Source organism: Kitasatospora sp. NPDC034023 (genome assembly GCF_055575795.1).
The window spans coordinates 359,113-372,705 of the sequence record NZ_JBVIRY010000002.1 but is presented as its reverse complement, the minus strand read 5'-3'; the positions used below and the strand labels follow the sequence as shown (position 1 = coordinate 372,705).

Sequence of the window (13,593 nt, the reverse complement as noted above, 5' to 3'; positions counted from 1 at the left end):
CGAGAGGCGAGGGCGAAGGTGCTCCCTCGATCGGGGGAGGTCGTCGGCGAACCGTGCGACCAGACTGGCGATCGTGACCAGGGAGGCCCTACTCCCCACGACCCCAGAGGAGTTCACTCATGCGTCAGCGCTTCCGCCACATGGCCCTCTCGCTCTCGGCCGTGGTCGCGGCGACGGTCGCGGCCGGCGTCCTGGCGGCACCCGGCGCCTCCGCCGCATCCGGCGCCTCCGCCGGCGCCCGGCCGGACCCCGTACAGCGGGGACTGAGCGCGCTGGTGCAGGCGGACGGTGTGCCCGCCGCGCTCGCGACCGTACGGGACCGCGACGGCCGGATCCGCCACTACACGGCGGGAGTGGGGGACCTGGCCGGCGGGGCGAAGGTGCCGGTCGACGGGCAGGTGCGGATCGGCAGCAACACCAAGACCTTCACCGCCGTTGTCGTGCTGCAGCTGGTGGCGGAGGGGAAGATCGACCTCGACGCCCCGGTCGACACCTACCTCCCCGGCGTGGTCCGCAGCGAGGGCATCGACGGACTGCACCTCACCGTCCGCCAACTCCTGCAGCACACCAGCGGGTTGGCCGACTACGAGGGTCTCCTTGACGAAGCCTCGCTCCGGGACCGGTACTTCGAGCCCCGCGAACTCCTGGACCTCGCCCTCCGGCAGAAGCCCGACTTCGCGCCCGGGGAGAAGTTCGGCTACAGCAGCACCAATTACGTGCTCGCCGGCCTGATCGTCCAGAAGATCACCGGCCGGCCGCTCGCAGAGGAGATCGACCGGCGCATCATCCGGCGCGTCGGACTGCGCCACACCTACTTCCCCGCCGTGGGCGACCGGACCATCCGGGAGGCCCACCCCAAGGGCTACCGGAAGGACACCGCCGACGGTCCGCTGCGCGACTTCACGGAGATGGACCCCTCGGCGGGCTGGGCCGCCGGGCAGATGATCTCCACCGACTCCGACCTCAACCGGTTCTTCTCCGCGCTGCTCGCCGGACGCCTCCTCCCGCCGGCCCAGCTCGCCCAGATGCGCACCACCGTCCCGGTCGGAGACACCGGCGTGGGCGCCGGGCTGGGGATCTTCAGTCGGCCGCTCTCCTGCGGCGGGGTCTACTGGGGTCACGGCGGCGACATCCCCGGGTACGAGACCCGGGGCGGTGCCACCGACGACGGCCGCGCCGTCAACATCGCGGTGACCACCGTCCCGACCGACTACGGCGTGACCCGGCACCTGGAGAGCGTCGTGGACACGGCGCTGTGCCGCTGAGCCGGGCCGGAGGCTTCATGCCGCCCCTGGTCGGGTGTCAGGAGTGGTACCGGTGCACCTCGTCGGTCACCAGGGCGGTGCCGTTGTGGAGGGACACACTCGAATAGGTCGCCCGCATGCGCGTGGCCCGGACGGTCAGCTACTGCTCGATCAGCATCCCCGCCACGTCATCCGAGTGGAGCCGCCGCGCCCGCTCCCGGCGCACCAGGAACAGCGTGATGCCGGCGATGGCGGCGACGAGCGCGAGCAGGAACAGCAGGACGAAGCTCATGGCGTCAGTCTTCTCTGATCGCGAACGGACCACCGGCCCGGGTCCGCAGAAGCCGGCGCCCTGGCGAAGGATCATGCTGGGCCGGCGCCCGGCACCGCCCCCGGCGAGGCCACCGGAAGGTCCCGTTCGTCGGCTGCCTCGGCCAGGCGCTTGTCGTACGTGACGAACCCCGTGAGCGCGTGTTCCAGGTGCTCGGCACTGGCCAGGTGGACGGCATCGAGTGCACGCAGGTGCCGGGTGGGGGACTGTCGTGCGGCTCGGAGGATCGGGTCGGAGAGCCGGACCCGGAGCAGCCGGTCGAGCAGTTCCTCCGAAGCATCGAGCAGCTCCCGGGGCGCGCCGACTCGGATGAGCGCCCGCGGGACCTCCACCTGGGCCAGCGCACTGGTCGCATGGCCCTCGGAGCCGTGTGAGGAGAGGTAGGTGCGCAGCGCGTCCGACTCCTCCTCCGGGACCAGGAGTTTGAGGATGGCGCAGGAGTCGAGGTAGATCACCGGTCCTCCTCCTCGCGCATGGCGTGGAGGGCGTCGGCGGCCGAGCCGAGGCGGACGTCGAGCACCGGTGGGGACCAGTCGGCCAGGCCACGGGCGGTGGCGGCGTTCTCCGGGTCGATGGTGCCGTCACGAACGAGGTCCTCCAGCACCCGCTGCTCGGGGTCCGGCGGCGCGAGTACGGCGATCAGCCGCCCGTTGCGGGTGATCTCGATGCGCTCGCCGGCCGCGACCCGGTCGACCAACTCGCTGGCGTGCTGCTGGAGCTGTCGGATGGGGACTCTGGCTGTCATGCGACTCACGGTAGGGCGGACCGTGCGGCGATTGCGAGGAACGTGCGTCGACTTCACGCGAACGGGTGGCACGCCCCGCCCGGGGCGGACCGGCGGTCGGCTCGACGGGCCGCACCGCCGGAAACCGGCAGCGCAACGCCGAGGGCCGCATGGCCAGAAACCCGGCAGCGCAACGCCGACGGCCCCGCGATCGGTGTGCGATCGCGGGGCCGTCCGCCGCCGCCCGGGGCCCGGAGGCCCTGGGGGTCAGCCGATGGAGCGGGGGAGCCGGGTGGTCAGGTAGAGGATGGTGAACGAGCCGAGGAGCTGGATGCCCAGGCAGAGGGCGAGCGTGCGGCCCATGCCGAGGCTGGGGGAGAGCGACAGGTACAGGGTGCCGAGGGTGGCGACGCCGAGGGCGAGGCTGGACTGCTGGCCGGTGGCCAGGACGCCGCTGCCGACGCCGGCGCGGGTGGCGGGCACCTTGGAGAGGACGACCCGGAACAGCGGGGTGCCGATCAGGCCCTGCCCGATGCCCGCGAGGGCGACGCCCGGGGCCATCCGCAGCGGGGAGAAGTGCGCCCAGTCGGCGAGGACGGTCAGGGCGAGGGTGGCGAGGCCGGCGGCCTGGATGACGGCGCCGGCGCTGAGCACCCGGCTGCCCCAGCGGCCGATCAGGCGCGGGCCGGCGAGCGAGGCGCTGAAGTAGCCGACGGCCATCGGGACGAGCGCCCAGCCGGCCGCGATCGGGCCGAGCTTCAGGCCCTGCTGGAGGGCGACCGCGATGACGAACATGAAGCCGCCGAAGCCCGCGAAGTAGGGGAGTGCGATGCCGAGGCCGTGCCGCATCTCCGGGATGCGCAGCAGGGTCGGCGGCACCAGCGGGGTGTCCCCGCGCTGCTCGGCGCGGCGCTCGACCAGGGCGAAGGAGGCGGCGAGGACGGGGAACAGTGCGAGCAGCACCCAGGACCACAGCGGCCAGCCGGCGGCCCGGCCCTCCATCAGCGGGATGAGCAGGGAGAGCAGCGTGCCGGTGAGCAGGACGGTGCCGGGCACGTCGACCCGGGCGGCCTGGGGGGCCCTGCTCTCCGGGACGTAGCGGACCGCGAGCACCACGGCGAGCAGCGCGAACGGCACGTTGAGCAGGAACACCGAGCGCCAGCCGGTGCCGAACAGGTCGGCGGCGACGAGCATTCCGCCGAGCACCTGCCCGATCACCACCGAGATCCCGCCGACCGCGCCGTACACGCTGAGCGCGCGGCCGCGCCGGGCGCCGTCGGTGGCGGCGGTGATGGTGCCGAGGACCTGCGGGATCAGCAGCGCGGCCGAGGCGCCCTGGGCGGCCCGGGCGGCGACCAGCGACCAGGCGTCGGGGGCGAGGCCGCAGGCCAGTGAGGTGAGGGCGAAGGTGGCGGCGCCGACGACGAAGAGCCGGCGGCGGCCGAAGATGTCGCCGAGGCGTCCGCCGAGGACGAGCAGCACGGCGAAGGCGATGCCGTAGCCGGCGGCGACCAGCTCCAGGACGGCGGGCCCGGCGGCCAGGTCCTTGTCGATGGTGGGCAGGGCGACGTTGACGATGAAGAAGTCGAGCATCGGCAGGAAGGCCCCGAGCAGGACGGTGACCAGCCCGGCGGTGCCGAGGGTGGGCGCGGCAAGGGTGGGAGTGCCGGTTCCGGGTGCGGAGGTGCGGGGGGCCGCGGTGCCGGGGGTGGTGGCGGTGCGGTGCGGGGTTGGGGCGACGGCGAGTTGTTGGGTCACGGGTCATACGATGCGCCGCTCCGTACCCTGGTACCAGAGTGTGGTTATCCAGGTATAAGAAGTACCTGGCAACAGGCTGACGGTTGCCGCATGCTGGGGAGCATGAGCCTGATGACCCCCGCCGCGCAAGCCCGTCCGACCCAGGCCCGCACCGGCTCCGCCGGGCCGCACCCGGCCGCGCCGGGCACCCCGGTCAATCCCGGCGACGCCCGCCGGCACGAGTTGGCCGCGTTCCTGCGCAGCCGCCGTGAGCGGATCGCGCCCGAGCAGGTGGGCCTGCCGATGACCGGGCGCCGCCGTACGCCGGGGCTGCGGCGGGAGGAGGTCGCGCAGCTCGCCGCGGTCGGGGTGACCTGGTACACGTGGCTGGAGCAGGGGAGGGACATCCAGGTGTCCACCCAGGTGCTGGACGCGGTGGCCCGGGCGCTGCTGCTGGACCCGAGCGAGCGCGCGCACCTGTTCACCCTGGCCGCCGCGGACGACCCGGCACCGGTCAAGGAGTGCCCCTCGGTGACCCCGAGCGTGCGGCTGGTGCTGGATCAGCTGGCGCCGTACCCGGCTCTGGTGGTCAACTCCCGGTACGACGTGCTGGCGTACAACGCGCAGTACACCGGGATCGTCGGCGACCTCGCCGCACTGCCGCCCGAGGACCGGAACCTGATGTGGATGGCTTTCACGCCCTCGCGGTTCCGCGACGTGCTGGTCGACTACCGGACCGAACGGCTCGGCATGGTGGCCCGGTTCCGCTCGGCGATGGCCGACCACAGCGCGGAGCCGGCCTGGAAGGTGCTGCTGGCCCGCGTGCTCAAGGCCTCGCCGGACTTCGCGGAGCTCTGGCAGCGGCACGACGTGATGCGGCCGGGCAACGGCATCAAGCGCTTCCAGGTGCCGGGTGTCGGCCTGCTGAGCTGCGAGTACACCAACTTCTGGCTCAGCCCCGCGCTCGGCACCCGGATCATCACCTACACCCCGCTGGACGACGGGACCCGCGCCCTGATGGACCGGCTGCCCACCGGGGTCTAGGCGCGGACGGCCGCGTCCCGCCCGAGCAGCAGGCACACCACGGCGAGCGGCAGCTCGACGCAGCCCGCCATGGCCAGCGCCGCGAGCACCGCGTGCCCCGGTCCGGCGCAGGCGATGTCGGCCAGCGCGTCCGAGGTGAGCATCAGGGCCACCGCCGCGCCCGCCCACAGCGCGGCGGGGCTGCGCCGGCGCAGCAGCGCGTCCAGCGAGAGCAGGGCGGAGAACTCCACCAGGTCGAGCACGACCCACGGGGTCTCGTGGCAGACGGCGAGGATCGTCAGCCAGGGCAGCAGGGCGACCGCCGCCATGACGGGCACCCGGGCGAAGCGCACGGGCAGGACGAACGAGGAGGCCGAACCGGCGAACGGGGCGCAGAGGCCGACGGGCCGGGCCGAGAGGACGGCGGTGCTCACGCCGCGCCCCCGACCCGACGGGCCGGAACCCGCTCCAGCGGCAGCCGCTCGGCCGGCCCGCCTGCCGGGTGTTCGGCCAGCACCGTGTCGAACGGGCCCTCGGCCCAGGCGAGCCAGAACCGCCCGGCCACCGTGACCACTTCGGCCGCGACGGCGGACCGGACGGACCGGACCGACCCGGCGGACCGGACCGGCCGGAACGCCCGCCGCCCGGCGAACACCACCGAGGGCGCCGTACCGTCGGCCGCCAGCCGGCCCCAGGCGAGCACGTGCCAGGCCCGCCCGCCGGACGGGCTGCGCCGCGCCCCGCGCAGGAGCTGCGGGGTGAGCCGGGCGGCGACCAGGACGTCGGCCAACTCGCCGTGCTGGTACAGCTCCAGCGCGGCCCGGCCGCGGCCGGACCCGACGCTGCGGACCGACCAGGGCCCGGCTCCGGCGGACAGCGCCCCCTCCGGCTCCGACGCCGGGAGGAGCGCGCCCCCGGGAGCACCCCCGTGGTTCCCGGGGACGGGCCGCCCGTGCGGCGGAGTGGCGGAGTGCGATGCGGTGCTCGTCATGGGCTCAAGCTTTCCGTCGGGCACCCCCTCCTGTCGGTGGTGTCCCGCCCCGGATTGGGGGTGTATCCAGGTACACCCCTACCGGGTACCCCCCTTCATGGCGGCTGATGATCACCGGGCCCTACGCTGTCGGCCATGCCCTCCACCACGTTGCGCCGAGCACTCGTCAGGAGCCTGCGGCGCCCCTCGTGGTTGCCCGGGGTCTGGCGGGACACCCGTTTCATAGCCGCCGGAATACCGTCGGCCCTGCCGGTCTGGCTGGCCGTCACCGAGTCCAAGCTGGTCTTCCCGGTGCTCGCCGCCGTCCTGGTGTGCACCCGCCCGTTGACCGCTCTCCAGCGCGGGCGGCTGCGTGCCCTGCGCGGGGTGGAGGTGCCGCCGCCGCGCCCGCTCGCCGGGCGCCGGATCTGGCTGCTGGGCGTGACGTGGCGCCAGACCCTGCACCACCTGGTGGTCGGCCCGCTGCTGGCGGCGGCCGCGCTGGTGGTGGTGTGGGTGTGGGGCGCCGCCCTGGTGCTGGCCACCGTGTACGGCTGGATCTGGCTGATGCCCGCCGGTACCACGCTGCGTTCGGACCTGGCCGGGCTGGACGTCCTGCTGACGATCGGCGGGGTGCTGCTGCTGGTGGCGATGGCCTGGCCGGCGACTCTGATGGCCCGCCTGGAGGTGTGGGCGGCGCTGCTGCTGCTCGGTCCCGGCCGGGCGGAGGCGTTGGAGCGGCGGGTCGAGGAGATCGCCGAGAGCCGGGCGGGGCTGGTCGACGCGGTGGACGCCGAGCGCCGCCGGATCGAGCGCGACCTGCACGACGGCGCCCAGCAGCGCCTCACCTCGCTGGCGATGAACCTGGGCCTGGCCCGGCGCACCCTCAAGGACGTCCCGCCCGAGGTGATGCAGGTGATCGTCGACGCGCACGAGGAGGCCCAGGCGGCCATCGACGAGCTGCGCGACCTGGTCCGCGGCCTGCACCCGGCGGTCCTGGAGGACCGCGGCCTGGACGCGGCGCTGTCCGGCATCGCCGCGCGCGCCCCGCTGCCGGTGCGGCTGGACGTCGACCTCTCCGAGCCGATCGCCCCGACCGTCGAGGCGGTCGCCTACTTCACCGTCTCCGAGGCGCTCACCAACGTGGCCAAGCACGCCCGGGCCAACCGGGTCGACCTCGCGGTGCGGACGGCCCGCGGCCGGCTGCGCCTGGTCATCAGCGACGACGGCGTGGGCGGCGCGGACCCCTCGCGCGGCACCGGGCTGACCGGTCTGCGCAAGCGCGCCGCCTCGGTCGACGGCACGCTGTCCGTTCTCAGCCCCCTCGGGGGCCCCACCACCATCACTGTGGAGTTGCCGTGCGCGCTGTGATCGCCGAGGACTCGGTCCTGCTGAGGGTCGGCCTGGTCAAGGTCCTGGAGGCGGTGGGCTTCGAGGTCGTGGCAGCCGTCGGGGACGCCACCGAACTGCTGGCCGCGGTCGAGGAGCACCGCCCCAAGGTGGTGGTCGCGGACGTCCGGATGCCTCCGGGCTTCCACGACGAGGGCGTGAAGGCCGCGATGGTGATCCGTCGCCAGTGGCCGGACACCGCCGTCCTGCTGCTCTCCCAGTTCGTGGAGGAGCGCTACGCCGCCGACCTGCTGTCGACCAACACCAGCGGGGTCGGCTACCTGCTCAAGCAGCGGGTGGCCAATGTGGACGACTTCGTGGACGCGCTGCAGCGGGTCGCCGAGGGCGGGACCGCCCTGGACCCGGAGGTGGTCGCCCAGCTGCTGGTGCGCCGCCACCGGGACCCGCTGGAGAAGCTGACCCCGCGCGAGCGGGACGTGCTCTCGCTCATGGCGGAGGGCCGTTCCAACGCCGCGATCGCCGGCTCGCTGGTGGTCAGCGAGAGCGCGGTGGCCAAGCACATCAACTCGATCTTCACCAAGCTCGACCTGCCGCCGGCCGAGGACAGTCACCGCCGGGTGATGGCGGTGCTGCGGTTCCTGGAGGTCGGGTAACGGTGGGCGTGGCGAAGGCTTGGCGCGTCACCGGGACGCTCGCGGCCGTCCTGGTCATGGCCGTCGGTGGACTGCAGACCTGGGCGACGGCGGCGCAGCAGCAGTCGAACTCGACCCGGTCGTACGACGACGTCACGATCCACCGGTTGACGCTGGAGACCGGCAGCGCCTCCGTCAAGGTGAGGGTGGGCCGGGAGAGCCGGGTGGTGGTCCACCAGCGGCTGGACTGGATGGTGCGCAAGCCGGTGGTGTCGACCGTCCTCGCCGACGGCGTCGTCACCGTCGGCGTGCACTGCCGGCAGATCCTGCCGGTCGCGGACGTCGGCTGCGGCGCCGACCTCGAGCTGGAGGTGCCGGCCGCCACCGAGGTGACGGGGTCGGTGGACTCCGGCTCGGTCCAGGTGGAGGGCCTGAGCGGAAACGTGGACCTGAGGCTCACCTCCGGCGAACTGCTGCTGGTCGACACCTCCGGGGACGTGAAGGCGCACGCCACCTCCGGGCTGATCCAGAGCGCCGACCTGAGCGCACGGCGGGTGGAGGCCCAGACCACCTCGGGCTCGATGGAGCTGCACTTCGCCAAGGCGCCGCAGCAGGTGGACACCAGGTCCACCTCCGGCTCGCTGACGATGACCCTGCCGAAGGGCAGCCGCTACGCCTTCTCCAGCGACATCGGCTCCGGCAGCGGCCGGATCGATCCGCAGCTGGCGGACTCCGGCAGCCCCAACCGCATCCACGCCACGGTCACCTCGGGGTCGATCACCATCAATCCGTCGTAGCGCTCGCCCCTCGCGCGGACCGGCCCGGCGGCGTCCCGGTCCCGCCGCCGGGCCGGCCGCTCACCCTGGTGGGGGACAATGGAGAGTCCCGTCCCCTCGACCCGAGGTCAGCCGCGCATGACAGCCACGCCCGCACCCACCGCGCCCGACACCGAGTTCGCGCCGCTCGACATCGGCCCGATCCAGGTGTGGCCGCCCGTCGTGCTGGCACCGATGGCCGGCATCACCAACGCGCCCTTCCGCACCCTGTGCCGCGAGCAGAGCGGCGGCAAGGGCCTGTTCGTCTCGGAGATGATCACCACCCGGGCGCTGGTCGAGCGCAACGCCAAGACCATGCAGCTGATCACGTTCGACCCGAGCGAGAAGCCGCGCTCGATCCAGCTGTACGGCGTGGACCCGGTGACCGTCGGCAAGGCCGCCCGGATGATCGCGGACGAGGGCCTGGCCGACCACATCGACCTCAACTTCGGCTGCCCCGTGCCCAAGGTGACCCGCAAGGGCGGCGGCTCGGCGCTGCCGTACAAGCGCAACCTGCTGCGGGAGATCCTGCGCGAGGCCGTCGCCAACGCGGGCGACCTGCCGGTGACCATGAAGATGCGCAAGGGCATCGACGACGACCACCTCACCTATCTGGACGCCGGCCGGATCGGCGCCGAGGAGGGCGTGGCCGCGATCGCCCTGCACGGGCGCACCGCCGCCCAGCACTACGGCGGGACGGCCGACTGGTCGGCGATCGCCCGGCTGCGCGAGTCCGTCCCGGCGCACGTCCCGGTGCTGGGCAACGGCGACATCTGGTCGGCCGACGACGCGCTGCGGATGATGCGCGGGACCGGCTGCGACGGCGTCGTGGTGGGCCGCGGCTGCCTGGGCCGGCCGTGGCTGTTCAAGGACCTGGTCGCGATCTTCGAGGGCGACGTCGACTACGCCCGCCCCGACTTCGGCTACGTGGCGCGGGCGATGGTGCGCCACGCGCAGCTGCTCGGCGAGTGGATCGGGGACGAGGCGCGCGGCGTGATCGACTTCCGCAAGCACGTCGCCTGGTACACCAAGGGCTTCTCGGTCGGCTCCGAGCTGCGGGTGCGGCTCGCCAATTCGTCCTCGTTGGCCGAACTGGCCGAAACCCTGTCCGAGGTGGAGCAGTCGCAGGGCTGGCCGGCCGGCGCGGACGGCCCGCGCGGGCGGACCAGCGGCAACGGCCGGGTGGTCCTGCCGGAGAACTGGTTGGACGATCCGTACGACTGCGCCCGCCCGGGTGAGGACGCCGAATCGGACACCTCCGGCGGATGATCTATACGGACCGGCAAAATGGGCCCTCGCGGTCCGATTGCCACTAGGTCCCAGCCCTCTTGTCCATTCTGGACAGGAGGGCTCCTTTTCGGCGTCCGGATGTCACGGAACGGGCACGTTTCTGGACGCTGTGCGACGATCGGCGGAGGCCATCTACGCTCGAGCGGTGAGACACGCTGGTGACGCTTGCCACACGCCGCGGGGGCTGATGTCGGGTCAGTGGACGAAATGGACAGGTCGGCCGTGAATCGCTTCCCGAAGCCGTCATCCGGGGATCGGCCGATCCGGGTGCAGGAAATCAAGCCGGGGCAACGCGACGGACCCGCGGTCGCTACACAGCGTCCGAATCGTGCGATCTTCGGGTTTCGTTGTCTTCAAGAGTTGAACGCTGGCTAGCGTCAGGCGGACGATTTCACCAACAGAGGTGAACGCCTTTATGTGCATTCGATCTAGCGGGTTACCTCTCGGTACCGGCCTCGGGTGGCCTATTCAGGGCAGAGAAGTGCCTTCGAAATGGGTATGTTCTCCGACGTCAGGGCAACCGCGTACGAGGAGACCGACCCGTGCCGTCCCAGCAGAAGTTTGTTTACTCCTTCACCGAAGGAAACAAGGACCTCAAGGATCTTCTTGGCGGCAAGGGCGCGAACCTGGCCGAGATGACCAACCTGGGACTCCCCGTCCCCCCGGGATTCACCATCACCACCGAGGCCTGCAAGGTCTTCCTGGAGACCGGTAGCGAGCCCTCCTCCCTCCACGAGGAGATCAGCGCCCACCTGGAGGCCCTCGAGCAGCAGATGGGCAAGAAGCTCGGCCAGGCCGACAACCCCCTCCTGGTCTCGGTGCGCTCCGGCGCGAAGTTCTCCATGCCCGGCATGATGGACACCGTCCTGAACATCGGCCTCTCCGACGCCTCGGTGGTCGGCCTCGTCGCCCAGTCCGGCAACGAGCGCTTCGCCTGGGACTCCTACCGCCGCCTGGTCCAGATGTTCGGCAAGACCGTCCTGGGCGTCGACGGCGAGCTGTTCGAGGAGGCCCTGGAGGAGGCCAAGCACGCCAAGGGCACCGTCAACGACCTGGACCTGGACGCTTCCGACCTCCGGGAACTGGTCGAGGTGTTCAAGGGCATCGTCGAGCGCGAGACCGGCCGGGCCTTCCCGCAGGACCCGCGCGAGCAGATGGACCTCGCCGTCCACGCGGTCTTCCACTCCTGGAACGGCGACCGCGCCCGGCTGTACCGCCGCCAGGAGCGCATCCCGAACGACCTCGGCACCGCGGTCAACATCTGCTCCATGGTCTTCGGCAACCTCGGCGAGGACTCCGGCACCGGCGTCGCCTTCACCCGCGACCCCTCCACGGGTGCCCAGGGCGTCTACGGCGACTACCTGTCCAACGCCCAGGGCGAGGACGTCGTCGCCGGCATCCGCAACACGCTGCAGCTGTCCGAGCTGGAGAAGCTCGACAAGAAGTCGTACGACGAGCTGATGGCGATCATGCAGAAGCTCGAGAACCACTACCGCGACCTCTGCGACATCGAGTTCACCATCGAGCGCGGCAAGCTCTGGATGCTGCAGACCCGGGTCGGCAAGCGCACCGCCGCCGCCGCCTTCCGGATCGCCGTCCAGCTGGTCGACCAGGGCCTGATCGACCTGGACGAGGCCCTGATGCGCGTCACCGGCGGCCAGCTGGCCCAGCTGATGTTCCCGCGCTTCGCCCCGACCCCCGAGTCCAAGCAGATCGGCTGGGGCCTCGCCGCCTCGCCGGGCGCCGCGATCGGCAAGGTCGTCTTCGACTCGTACACCGCCGTCAAGTGGTCCCGCTCCGGCGAGAAGGTCATCCTGGTCCGCCGCGAGACCAACCCGGACGACCTGGACGGCATGATCGCCGCCGAGGGCATCCTCACCTCGCGCGGCGGCAAGACCTCGCACGCCGCCGTCGTCGCCCGCGGCATGGGCAAGACCTGTGTCTGCGGCGCCGAGGAGCTGGAGGTCGACACCAAGGCTCGCAAGTTCACCACCGCCGACGGCCTGGTGGTCCACGAGGGCGACATCGTCTCCATCGACGGCGCCAGCGGCAAGGTCTACCTCGGCGAGGTGCCGGTCCTGCCGTCCCCCGTGGTCGAGTACTTCGAGGGCACCCTGCACGCCGGCGCCGACGTCCAGGGCGGGCTGGTCCAGGCCGTCCACCGGCTGATGTCGCACGCCGACGGCCGCCGCCGCCTGGCCGTGCGCGCCAACGCCGACAACGCCGAGGACGGCGGGCGCGCCCGCCGCTACGGCGCCCAGGGCATCGGCCTGTGCCGCACCGAGCACATGTTCCTCGGTGAGGAGCGCCGCAAGGAGGTCGAGCACCTGATCCTCGCGGACAACGACAAGGACCGCGAGCAGGCCCTCTCCACCCTGCTGCCGCTGCAGAAGAGCGACTTCCTGGAGCTGTTCCAGGCGATGGACGGGCTGCCGGTCACCGTCCGCCTGCTCGACCCGCCGCTGCACGAGTTCCTGCCGGACATCACCGAGCTGTCGGTGCGCGTCGCCCTCGCCGAGGCCCGCAAGGACCCGAACGAGAACGACCTGCGGCTGCTCCAGGCGGTGCACAAGCTGCACGAGCAGAACCCGATGCTGGGCCTGCGCGGCGTCCGCCTCGGCCTGGTCATCCCCGGCCTGTTCGGCATGCAGGTCCGGGCCATCGCCGAGGCCGCCGCCGAGCGCAAGCTGGCCGGCGGGGACCCGCGCCCCGAGGTGATGATCCCGCTGGTCGGCACCGTCCAGGAGCTGGAGCTGGTCCGCGACGAGTGCGAGCGCGTGCTCGCCGAGGTCGCCCAGTCCACCGGCGTCCAGCTGGACATCAAGCTCGGCACCATGATCGAGCTGCCGCGCGCCGCGGTCACCGCCGGGCAGATCGCCGAGGCCGCCGAGTTCTTCTCCTTCGGCACCAACGACCTGACCCAGACGGTCTGGGGCTTCTCCCGGGACGACGTGGAGGCCTCGTTCTTCACCGCCTACCTGGAGAAGGGCATCTTCGGGGTCTCCCCGTTCGAGACCATCGACCGCGACGGCGTCGGCGCGCTCGTCAAGCACGCCGTCGAGGCCGGCCGGGCCACCCGCCCCGACCTCAAGCTCGGCGTCTGCGGCGAGCACGGCGGCGACCCGGAGTCGGTCCACTTCTTCCACGAGGTGGGGCTGGACTACGTCTCCTGCTCCCCCTTCCGGATCCCGGTGGCGCGCCTGGAGGCCGGCCGCGCCGCCATCGAGACGGCGGGCAGCGACTCGCGCTGAGGGAGGGAAGGCATCCCCTCCTCACGCGCGGGCACGACTGACCGCTCTTCCTCCCACCGGGAGGGCGTACACCGGAGCTCGGCGCAGGAGAACCGGCGTACGTAACACGGCCGAGCGGGAACGGACAACGGCGTCCGTTCCCGCTCGGCCGTACGTCTGCGCCCGGCCGCATGCCTGTACCCGGCCCTACGGCTGCGCCCGGCCGTACGTCCGCGCACCGGCGGGT

General features: G+C 72.4%; 13 protein-coding genes. 7 read left to right on the top strand and 6 right to left on the bottom strand.

From position 1 onward, the window contains the following. The first annotated feature begins 119 nt into the window (after positions 1-119). Positions 120-1,265, top strand: a complete 1,146-nt coding sequence (locus tag ACZ52R_RS04575) for a serine hydrolase domain-containing protein (protein WP_465620187.1) — start codon at positions 120-122, stop codon at positions 1,263-1,265. A 139-nt stretch (positions 1,266-1,404) separates the two neighbouring features. On the opposite strand, the gene ACZ52R_RS04570 is transcribed toward ACZ52R_RS04575, so the two are convergent. The 4 genes from ACZ52R_RS04570 to ACZ52R_RS04555 all read right to left on the bottom strand — a co-directional run bounded on the left by ACZ52R_RS04570 (position 1,405) and on the right by ACZ52R_RS04555 (position 4,057). Then, on the bottom strand, positions 1,405-1,536 hold the full coding sequence (locus tag ACZ52R_RS04570) for a hypothetical protein (protein ID WP_465620189.1): 132 nt from the start codon (positions 1,534-1,536) through the stop codon (positions 1,405-1,407). Positions 1,537-1,607: 71 nt separating this feature from the next. Next, positions 1,608-2,030 (bottom strand): type II toxin-antitoxin system VapC family toxin, encoded by a 423-nt coding sequence (locus tag ACZ52R_RS04565; RefSeq protein ID WP_465620190.1) that lies wholly within the window; start codon positions 2,028-2,030, stop codon positions 1,608-1,610. Then, the gene (locus ACZ52R_RS04560; RefSeq protein ID WP_465620192.1) at positions 2,027-2,320 is read right to left on the bottom strand and encodes a type II toxin-antitoxin system Phd/YefM family antitoxin; all 294 of its coding nucleotides are present in this window, start codon (positions 2,318-2,320) and stop codon (positions 2,027-2,029) included. Before ACZ52R_RS04560 ends, ACZ52R_RS04565 begins: the two co-directional genes overlap by 4 nt. 246 nt (positions 2,321-2,566) lie before the next feature. Continuing rightward, entirely contained in the window at positions 2,567-4,057 is a 1,491-nt protein-coding gene (locus ACZ52R_RS04555; RefSeq protein ID WP_465752716.1) for an MFS transporter, read from the bottom strand. Positions 4,058-4,159: 102 nt separating this feature from the next. On the opposite strand from ACZ52R_RS04555, the gene ACZ52R_RS04550 reads away from it, so the two are divergent. Next, on the top strand, positions 4,160-5,080 hold the full coding sequence (locus ACZ52R_RS04550) for a helix-turn-helix transcriptional regulator (RefSeq protein WP_465620195.1): 921 nt from the start codon (positions 4,160-4,162) through the stop codon (positions 5,078-5,080). Here the strand turns inward: ACZ52R_RS04550 and ACZ52R_RS04545 are convergent. Together ACZ52R_RS04545 and ACZ52R_RS04540 are read right to left on the bottom strand one after the other, a co-directional pair. Further along, entirely contained in the window at positions 5,077-5,493 is a 417-nt protein-coding gene (locus tag ACZ52R_RS04545; RefSeq protein WP_465620197.1) for a hypothetical protein, read from the bottom strand. The genes ACZ52R_RS04550 and ACZ52R_RS04545 overlap by 4 nt on opposite strands. Continuing rightward, a complete protein-coding gene (locus tag ACZ52R_RS04540; RefSeq protein ID WP_465752714.1) occupies positions 5,490-6,050 on the bottom strand; it encodes a hypothetical protein in 561 nt (186 codons plus the stop codon). The genes ACZ52R_RS04545 and ACZ52R_RS04540 overlap by 4 nt, the downstream gene beginning before the upstream one ends. 135 nt (positions 6,051-6,185) lie before the next feature. Between ACZ52R_RS04540 and ACZ52R_RS04535 the strand changes: the two genes are divergently transcribed. The 5 genes from ACZ52R_RS04535 (at position 6,186) to ppdK (ending at position 13,367) form a co-directional block, all read left to right on the top strand. Beyond that, on the top strand, positions 6,186-7,400 hold the full coding sequence (locus ACZ52R_RS04535; RefSeq protein WP_465662726.1) for a sensor histidine kinase: 1,215 nt from the start codon (positions 6,186-6,188) through the stop codon (positions 7,398-7,400). Further along, on the top strand, positions 7,388-8,032 hold the full coding sequence (locus ACZ52R_RS04530) for a response regulator transcription factor (protein ID WP_360504237.1): 645 nt from the start codon (positions 7,388-7,390) through the stop codon (positions 8,030-8,032). Before ACZ52R_RS04535 ends, ACZ52R_RS04530 begins: the two co-directional genes overlap by 13 nt. 8 nt (positions 8,033-8,040) lie before the next feature. Further along, complete coding sequence (locus ACZ52R_RS04525; RefSeq protein WP_360504235.1) at positions 8,041-8,808, top strand: DUF4097 family beta strand repeat-containing protein; 768 nt, start codon at positions 8,041-8,043, stop codon at positions 8,806-8,808. 117 nt (positions 8,809-8,925) lie between these two features. After that, positions 8,926-10,095, top strand: coding sequence for a tRNA dihydrouridine synthase DusB (gene dusB / locus ACZ52R_RS04520; RefSeq protein ID WP_360504233.1), 1,170 nt, complete (start codon positions 8,926-8,928; stop codon positions 10,093-10,095). A 563-nt stretch (positions 10,096-10,658) separates the two neighbouring features. After that, positions 10,659-13,367, top strand: a complete 2,709-nt coding sequence (ppdK, locus tag ACZ52R_RS04515; RefSeq protein WP_465620202.1) for a pyruvate, phosphate dikinase — start codon at positions 10,659-10,661, stop codon at positions 13,365-13,367. Positions 13,368-13,593 lie beyond the last annotated feature (226 nt).

Coding starts and splice junctions, on each gene's coding strand:
- ACZ52R_RS04570 (WP_465620189.1), bottom strand. CDS start 1,536: ATGAGCTTCGTCCTGCTGTTCCTGCTCGCGCTCGTCGCCGCCATCGCC.
- ACZ52R_RS04540 (WP_465752714.1), bottom strand. CDS start 6,050: ATGACGAGCACCGCATCGCACTCCGCCACTCCGCCGCACGGGCGGCCC.
- dusB (WP_360504233.1), top strand. CDS start 8,926: ATGACAGCCACGCCCGCACCCACCGCGCCCGACACCGAGTTCGCGCCG.
- ACZ52R_RS04560 (WP_465620192.1), bottom strand. CDS start 2,320: ATGACAGCCAGAGTCCCCATCCGACAGCTCCAGCAGCACGCCAGCGAG.
- ACZ52R_RS04535 (WP_465662726.1), top strand. CDS start 6,186: ATGCCCTCCACCACGTTGCGCCGAGCACTCGTCAGGAGCCTGCGGCGC.
- ACZ52R_RS04550 (WP_465620195.1), top strand. CDS start 4,160: ATGAGCCTGATGACCCCCGCCGCGCAAGCCCGTCCGACCCAGGCCCGC.
- ACZ52R_RS04575 (WP_465620187.1), top strand. CDS start 120: ATGCGTCAGCGCTTCCGCCACATGGCCCTCTCGCTCTCGGCCGTGGTC.